The sequence below is a fragment of the Zobellia roscoffensis genome (assembly GCF_015330165.1).
Classification (GTDB): Bacteria; Bacteroidota; Bacteroidia; order Flavobacteriales; family Flavobacteriaceae; genus Zobellia; species Zobellia roscoffensis.
In genome coordinates, this window is the sequence record NZ_JADDXT010000002.1 from 2,605,519 (window position 1) to 2,613,843 (window position 8,325).

Consider the following 8,325-nt stretch of genomic DNA (forward strand, 5'->3'; position numbering starts at 1 on the left):
ATTGGTTTTTAGAGGGGCATCATCCTTTAAATTACCGGCTTTTGGTACATTTGTAATTCGCTTTGCGCTATTAAAAAATGGAAAGGAAATCAAGACTTTTTGTAATCTATTTGCTACTTCTTATGTCATGCCAAGAAGTAACTAAAAAGGGTACAGTAGATATAGAAACGAAAAATGGTGTTCCTGCCCTAGCAACAGAAGAAACCCTTTATCAAGATTTGGACGGAAAAGCAATTGCTTTATCTAGTTTTAAGGGAAAACGCATTCTCCTGAATTTTTGGGCAACATGGTGTAGGCCGTGTATTGAAGAAATGCCCAGCTTAGTGAAGGCCAAGAATATTTTAGAAAAAGAAGGTTATGTCATTCTTTTAGCTTCGGATGAGTCGTTTAAAAAAATTGAGGGGTTTAAAGAAACGGAGCCTTTTGAATTTAGGTTCATAAGATACAACGGTGCGCTTGTTCAATTGAATATTCATGCGTTACCCACCACTTTTATTTACAATGAGTCTGGTAAAAAGGTTGATGAAATTATAGGTGCTACGGATTGGGATTCACCAGAAATAATTAAAAAACTAAAAGAAATACAGTAATGAAAGTTATTAAGTGCGCGGTTCTTGTAAGTGCCATCACGCTATTCTTGGCTTGTAATGAAGTCCCAAAAAAGAAAGAAATTGCAGCACCTGAAGTTGAAAAAGAGGTTGTAAATCAGCTTGAATCGCCAGTTGAAACAGGCAGTTCTTTGCCCAGTCTTTTTAGTACTGATGATGGTGCATTGTTATCATGGGTGCATGAAATAAATGATTCCTTGGCAGAATTGAAATATGCACGTTTATCAGATGGACAATGGCAAAAACCAGAAACTATTCTTGAAGGTTCTGATTGGTTTATTAATTGGGCCGATTTTCCAACAATCTCAGAAAATAATGGAAACCTGTTAACCCATATCCTTAAAAAATCATCCAAAGAAACCTTTTCTTATGATATAGAAATGAATCTGAAATCAGATGATGCTACTTGGCGTACGAATTTGCCACTACATACTGACGATACCAAAACCGAGCATGGCTTTGTAACCATGCTGCCGTTTAAAGAAGATTCTTTTTTTATTACATGGTTAGATGGGAGAAATACAGGTGGCGGAGGTCATGGGCACGAAGGTGAAATGAATATTCGTGCAGCAGAGGTAGCTGCTGATGGTGCGGTTAGTAATGATATGCTTTTGGATGATAAGACCTGTAGTTGTTGCCAAACTACGGCTGCGATTACGGATAACGGCCCAGTAGTTTTATATCGCGATAGGACCGATGCTGAAATTAGGGACATTGTCATTACCAGGTTAGTGAATGGCAAATGGACGGAGCCTAAATTTATTTTTAATGATGGATGGGAGATAAAAGGCTGCCCGGTAAACGGACCCAAAGCAGATGCTATTAATAATGATTTGGCCGTAGCTTGGTTTACGGCTGTGAATAATGAGCCTAAAGTAAAACTGGTTTTTTCTTCGGATGGAGGAGAGAAGTTTGAAGCGCCTATTCTTATTAGCGAAACCAATGCCATGGGTAGGGTAGACCTTATTTTGCTTGATAGAGAAAATGTTATTGTAAGTTGGATGGAAACTATTGATAAAGAAGCTCAGGTAAAAGTTGTGAAGGTGAACAAGTCAGGAAAATTCTCAAAAGAAATAGTGGTTGCAAGTCTTGGTGCATCTAGAAAAACAGGCTTTCCACAAATGACTTTGGTTAAGGATAAAGTTTACTTTGCATGGACAGATGTTGTTGAAGATACTTCTACCATAAAAACAGCATTTATTAATCTAGAAGATTTTTAGCTAGGGTACATAGGGTTTATGTAAAAAAAAATAGCGGAGCATTGCTCCGCTATTTTACAAAAGGTAATAAAGGGTTAGTGTTTAGTAGCCTTTTGTTTGTTGCATACCTGATGCTTCTATTTCGCTTGCAGGAATAGGATAAATAGTTTTTGCAGATGTGGCCGCAACGTTTAGGTTGTTTACATTTACACCTGTATTTACATGGTCAGATTCAGGTCTGTTAATGTCCTTTCCTGTTCTGATGTAATCATAAATGGCATGGCCTTCCAAAGCAAGTTCGCGTCTTCTTTCTTCGGCAATTCGCTCTTTTAGTGCATTGCCATTTTCTGTTGCTTGGCTAGCTTCTAAATTGGTTGTACGCTTGCTAATTAAAGTATTTAGATAGACCAAGGCCCGAGCATCGCCACCGGTTGCACCATTGGCACATGCTTCTGCTGCGGTAAGGTAAATTTCAGAAAGACGTATGATAGGGATGTTATGAATACTTAACCCGCCATCACCACTTCGGTTAATGTATTTTACAAAAGCAGCATTGGTACCTTCTTTATCCTCAAGAAGTAAGGAGGTACGAGGGTCGCCTTCGTATGCTTGCATGAGGTCAACAAAAGTCTGAGTAGCTATCACATCTCCTTGACCGCCCTCTCTAAAATCAAATTGCGCACCAAGACCGTTACTACCAACAGAATTGTCCGTCGTAATACTCAATTCAAAAAGAGATTCCGTTGTATAATCATCAAAAATATAGGTGTCAATACCCATTAAATCCACTTCATTTTTTACACTAAGGACCTCTTTACAGTAGGTGAGGGCGCTCTCCCAGTCTTGTTGGTACAAATAAATACGTGCTAACAAAGCGTTAATACCTGTTTTGGTAATGTATTTGGTACTGCCTTGTGCCCAAGTATTTTCTTCAATAATGTCTAAAGCGCTATTTAGGTCAGAAATAATCTGATTGTATGTTTCGCCCAAAGAACTTCGCTCCGTAATTATTTCGGTAGAAGATAGGTTTAACGGTACGCCTTGAGCACTTGCTCCTTCCTGTATCCACGGGTAAGCAAATGTTCGGGTAAGGTCAAAATAAATCATACCCCTCAGTGCCAAAGCTTGTGCTTTAATCTGTTGTCTTTCGCTATCGTTACCTTCGGCGGTTTCTATGTTATCTAGAATAAGATTCAAGTTGCCAATGGCTTTGAAACATTGCAACCACATAGATTCGGCACCACCATTGTTATTGCTGCTTTCTTCATAGCGGTATTCTGTTTGTTCATAGTCTCTTGGGTTAAAAGTTGTTTTTACGAACCTGAAATCAGTGCCTTTTACAGCAGCTCTTTTATAGAGGGTCCTTCCCAAATAAGAACCATCTGAAATTTCGCTGTAGGATCCGGTGAGCAAATCCTGTAGCTTATCTACGGAGTTAATTACTAAAGACTCTGAAATAACATGGTCTGGTGTCTGGGTAAGCACATCTTCGTTGCAACTTTGTTGAAAGGCAAGTACGACTACCAAAAGGCCTGTTTTTATATATTGTATACTTTTCATCTGATTATAGTTTTATTTGTAACCCTAGTAAAATACTTGTGGCTGTTGGTACTTGAAAAAAGTTAACACCATTAGAAACCGCTTCAGGGTCGTAATCATCTAGCTCAGTGGCAAGAAATAAATTATCGCCCTGAACGTAGAGTGTTCCACTTTTAATAAACTTCAGCTCAGGTAGATTAAAACTCAGTTTAAGATTTCTCAATTTTAAATAGTCTCCGCTATACAAATGTCTTGTAGAAACATCGTTAGAGAAACTGGAGTTTCCATTTATTCTGATAGGTACGTTTGAATCTGTGTTATTAGGATTCCAAGGGTTTAATGAAGCCACAGTATTTGTGAATTGTGGAGCGAAACCGTCGTCATCTCTTTTAAATGCAGTACGGTCGTACGCTTCACCTCCAATACCGAATGTGAACAGAAAATCAAGACTGAAATCTTTGTAGGCAAACTGGTTGTGAAAACCACCTTGAATATCCTGAAGGGCTTTTCCGAAGATGCCAAAACCTGCTTCTTCTGCATTGGTAGTAATTGCACCAGTCCTAATGCCATTCTCAAGAACATAATATTGAGCGCTACCATTGGTCTTGTCAACACCCGCATAGTCTCTTAAGTAAAAAGAATTCAGACTTTCTCCTACTTTAATAATGGTTGGGTCTTGACCATATTGAGAGCTATAGCTGGGTACCAAATCGCTTTTAAGTTTTGTGATTTCGTTGTCCAGAAGCGTAAGGTTTACACGGGAATTCCATGAAAATACATCGGTTTTAATAGGCGTGTAACCTAGCTCAAGTTCCCAGCCTTTATTGGTCATTTCACCAAAATTCTGTAATTGGTCACTAAAGCCAGTGGTACCAGAAACCGGAATGTTCAATAACAAGTCTTTGGTGTTTTTTGAGAAATATTCCACAGTCATATTCAACTTATTGAAAAGAACGGCGTCAAAACCAATATTGAAGTTATAACTCAACTCCCATGAAAGCTCTGGGTTTGCTAATTGACCGTATGACAGTCCTGAAGAACCTGCGTAACCTTTGCCGCTAGTATCAAAGAATGCCAATGAAGCATAATATTCAGGAGGAAGGTTTCCGTTGGTTCCGTAGCTTCCTCTTAATTTAAAATAATCCAGACCGTCAAGATTTATAAACTTTTCTTCAGTAGCAATCCATCCACCGGAAACGGACCAAAAATCTCCCCATCTAGAATCTTCTCCAAACCTAGAGGAACCGTCTCTTCTGTAGCTGGCAGCTAAGTAATATTTCTGGTCAAAATTGTAGTTGAACTGTGAAAAGTAAGATAAAAGCGAGTAGTTTTCACTGTAACCGTTCCATGACCAAAGCGTACCAATAGAACTAGATGAAAGTAAGTCGCTATCTAGAACGTCGTAACCAGAATTATTTATAGAACTCATTTCCGATTCTTGTAATTCTAGACCTAAAAGTGCTCCAAAACCATGTTTGTTAGCCTGCTTGTTATAGGTGAGTAAGTTTGAAGTAGTGTATTGCAGAATTTCACTTTTTACCACATAAAGAACACCGTTCCAAACGCCACCGCCAGCACCAAACTCCTTATTATCATAAAAAGTTTCGGCATTAGATTGATGGTCTACACCAAAGGTTGTTTTAAATTGAAAATCTTTGGTGAGGTCAATAGCGGCAAAAATATCACCTCTCGTGCGAAATTCGGTATTCAAATATTTACCTACTTCAAGTACCCCAACCGGGTTGGCATTTTTTTCAATGTCATTGGGTAGGTCCGCAATACCTTCGTAACCGTTAGGGTCGTATATAGCTGCAGCCGGAGGAAGTACTCTAGCCATGTAAAGTGGATTCAATCCTCCAGCATATCCAGAATCATAATTTCCTGCATTTCTTTCTGTTTTTGCTACAGACAGGTTGATGCCTATGCGTAACCAATCTTTTGCTTGGTTTTCTAGGTTTACTCTTCCGGAGTATCTTTTTAAACCAGTAGTAATGATGGTTCCATCCTGGTCAAAATAGTCGCCAGAAATATAGAACGAGGTTTTTTCACTTCCACCGCGAGCAGATAGATTATACTTTTTGAGTGTGCCTGGTTGGTAAATGGCATCCAACCAATCAGAATTTGCATCGGTGGTACCGTAAATACTTTCGTAGTCGCTTTGAGCCTGGTTTTTATAGGAAGCGTAAAGAGCATCATCACTATAAACTCTTGTGAATTCAGCATTTTCATTATTCTGAATATACTGGTTCAACTGCCCTTCTTGCCAAAGACTTTTGAACTGATTATTATTGACATTCTTTTCTTCTGTGAGGTTGCTGCTTGTGCCTAATTCTATGCCAAAAGTAATTTCCGTATCTCCGTTTCTACCTTTTTTTGTGGTAATAATAACTACTCCGTTTGCAGCTCTAGAACCGTAAAGCGAAGCTGCAGCAGCATCTTTTAAAACTGTAATATTGGCAATGTCTTGTGAGTTGATCGTAGATAATGGATTGTAAGCCGTTGCTCCGGAACCGTTGGCCCTAAGGGTTTTATCAGTATTAATAACAACTCCATCTAGAACGTATAAAGGTTCTGTAAGTCCGTTTATGGAGCCAACACCTCTAATTTGTACTGTTGAAGCACCGCCAGGCTGACCCGATGTATAAATATTTACTCCAGAAACATTACCCTGTAATGCCGTCTCAAAACTTGCGGTAGAACTTCTTGTAAGAGTCTCTGCAGCAACTTTTTTAGCAGATCCGGTAAAACTTCTTTTGTTTGACGTGCCGTAGGCCGTAACAACAACTTCGTCTAGTCCGGTTGCATCTTCTTTCATTTGAATGGTAAGGGTAGCATGGTTGTTAATGGCTACTTCTTGAGTTATAAAACCCAAATAGGATACTACCAAAACTGCATCTGAAGGAACTTGAAGTGAAAAATTGCCGTCAAAGTCAGAAAGTGTTCCATTGTTTGTTCCTTTTTCTACAATGTTTGCTCCAGGTAGCGGTGTTCCGCTCGCATCCGTAATTGTACCGTTAATTACACTTTGTTGAATAACAGTTGAGATTGCAACTTCATTTGCGGAATAGGCTTCAAGGAAAGAAGAACAAATGAAAAACAGGGTTAAGGTTATTTTAAATGACAGGGAAAAAGGAGATCGTAACCTCCTTAGTATGGTGAAAAATAGCATCAGTTTTTATGTTTAAAGAATAAGAGAGCGGATATTTTAGTAAAAGAAAATATTCTTTTTACTAAGAATCATTTGTAGCGCTTGATTGGTAATGCTACCACTTCTTACGGTCTATTTATTAAAATAATTTAGATAGGTGTCACAGAACCACAAGAGAACCAAAATAACAGACTGTAACGAATGTTTTCAAGGGTTTTAGGAATCAATAGTGTGACTTAAAAAGGTGTTGTTAAGCGATTTCGGGTGGTTGTCCGGTTTCGGAAACCAGTACATACGGTATTAAGGTAATGTGCCTTTTAAAATTGGGAGAAATAGAATCAAAAACAACCGTATAGGGTTGGTAAGATTCAAACCAATTAACAATGGGTAATTTTAATTTTAAAAGCTCACTTTCAAAAGGGTTTTTCTGTTTCTCGCTAGATTCTTTCGCAAGCTGTTTAGCTAAAAAACATTTACCATCACAATGAAGCATGGGGCGGTCTCTGTTTTCACATAAGTTGGTAACAATATAACTATAGTTTACTGCATAGTTCATTAGAGGCCACAGGGGCTTTAATAACATGGTAACAGCTAAAACAAGTAATAAATGTTTCATTATGCGTCTTTGAGATCAATTTTTTTAGGGAATCTCACATCATTTTGAAAAAATGATGGCACAAAAATAAGTGGTAATTTATAGTTATACGAATGAATGAAGGTTAAAATATTCTTACAAATGTAAATTACATATTAGATTTAAATTCTTACTTATTTTGAAAGCTTAATTTCATAAATTTTTATCCTCTATAATGATTGCAATTATTTTTTTAGAGTTCATTTCAAATTGCTGATTTATAATATTTTAATATTAATTATGAAACCTATAAAGCAACGTTTCACAACACCTTTTCCTGTATTTCACAACAATATATTCTTTTAAAACTATTTAGATATACTTTTGTTTTTAATATTATTTATATAGTATTAATCTTACATTTAGTAAGATTTATACTTATATTAAGTTTCCCTTTCACAATTAAGAACAGCACCTAACTAGTAAATATTAAAAGCCATGAAGCCAATAACCGTATTTGTACCTGAATTTAAGTTGACCAAAAAAAATGGTGTAACGTTCCTTTTTCTTTTAATTCTAGCATATTATTCCAATGCCCAATCTGTGGGTATAAACACCTTAACCCCCGATCCGGCAGCGGCATTGGATATTCAATCTACCACGGGTGGTCTCTTAATGCCCAGGATGACCACGGGAGAAATGAATGCACTGGTTAACCCACCAGACGGTCTTATGGTCTATAATACTGATTTGAATAATAGTATGATGTTCATTCAGGGTACGGCCTTTGAGCTGTATAACCGTGTGGCTACATCGGCAGTAACAATTTTATCTGGTATAGTTCCTACGGGTTGGCTAAACATAGGTAATGTATCCCCAGTTGAATTATTGGGAGTTGACATTTATCGTTTTCAACTGGATTTGTCAGATGTAACGGAAATGCGAGTGGTGGCGAACGTTACAGGATTCACTGTAACCCTGGGTGCACAGTTGGACATTGCCCTTCAATATTCTGTAGATAATGGAACTACATGGGCCTATTTAAATGGGGCGTCATTTGGTCCAGGTGTTTCAATTTCTGCAAACGGACTTATTACCACCCCGTGGGTTGAAATTGATGCCGCTGCTAAACAAGATGTTCAACTTAGGATTGTAGGTACTTCCAACAGTGCAATAGGGGTTCAGGTAGGCTTTGGCCTGCTCATGGCAGAAATGAGATAAAATATCCCTTCCTCTTACAGCAATCTTCTACAAAAT

At 37.9% G+C, this 8,325-nt stretch carries 6 protein-coding genes; 3 read left to right on the forward strand and 3 right to left on the reverse strand.

Going from position 1 to position 8,325, the window contains the following annotated elements; translation table 11 throughout:
* Positions 1-77: 77 nt before the first annotated feature.
* On the forward strand, positions 78-590 hold the full coding sequence (locus IWC72_RS10960) for a TlpA family protein disulfide reductase (protein WP_226979543.1): 513 nt from the start codon (positions 78-80) through the stop codon (positions 588-590).
* Positions 590-1,828 (forward strand): hypothetical protein, encoded by a 1,239-nt coding sequence (locus IWC72_RS10965; protein WP_194529794.1) that lies wholly within the window; start codon positions 590-592, stop codon positions 1,826-1,828. The genes IWC72_RS10960 and IWC72_RS10965 overlap by 1 nt, the downstream gene beginning before the upstream one ends.
* Before the next feature lie 81 nt (positions 1,829-1,909).
* Here the strand turns inward: IWC72_RS10965 and IWC72_RS10970 are convergent, their stop codons facing one another.
* The 3 genes from IWC72_RS10970 to IWC72_RS10980 all read right to left on the reverse strand — a co-directional run bounded on the left by IWC72_RS10970 (position 1,910) and on the right by IWC72_RS10980 (position 7,110).
* The gene (locus IWC72_RS10970; protein WP_194529795.1) at positions 1,910-3,367 is read right to left on the reverse strand and encodes a RagB/SusD family nutrient uptake outer membrane protein; all 1,458 of its coding nucleotides are present in this window, start codon (positions 3,365-3,367) and stop codon (positions 1,910-1,912) included.
* A 4-nt stretch (positions 3,368-3,371) separates the two neighbouring features.
* Positions 3,372-6,515, reverse strand: coding sequence for a SusC/RagA family TonB-linked outer membrane protein (locus tag IWC72_RS10975; protein ID WP_194529796.1), 3,144 nt, complete (start codon positions 6,513-6,515; stop codon positions 3,372-3,374).
* 229 nt (positions 6,516-6,744) lie between these two features.
* Positions 6,745-7,110, reverse strand: a complete 366-nt coding sequence (locus IWC72_RS10980) for a hypothetical protein (RefSeq protein WP_194526245.1) — start codon at positions 7,108-7,110, stop codon at positions 6,745-6,747.
* Positions 7,111-7,566: 456 nt separating this feature from the next.
* Here IWC72_RS10980 and IWC72_RS10985 point away from each other — a divergent pair, with 456 nt between their 5' ends.
* A complete protein-coding gene (locus tag IWC72_RS10985) occupies positions 7,567-8,289 on the forward strand; it encodes a hypothetical protein (protein WP_194526246.1) in 723 nt (240 codons plus the stop codon).
* Positions 8,290-8,325 lie beyond the last annotated feature (36 nt).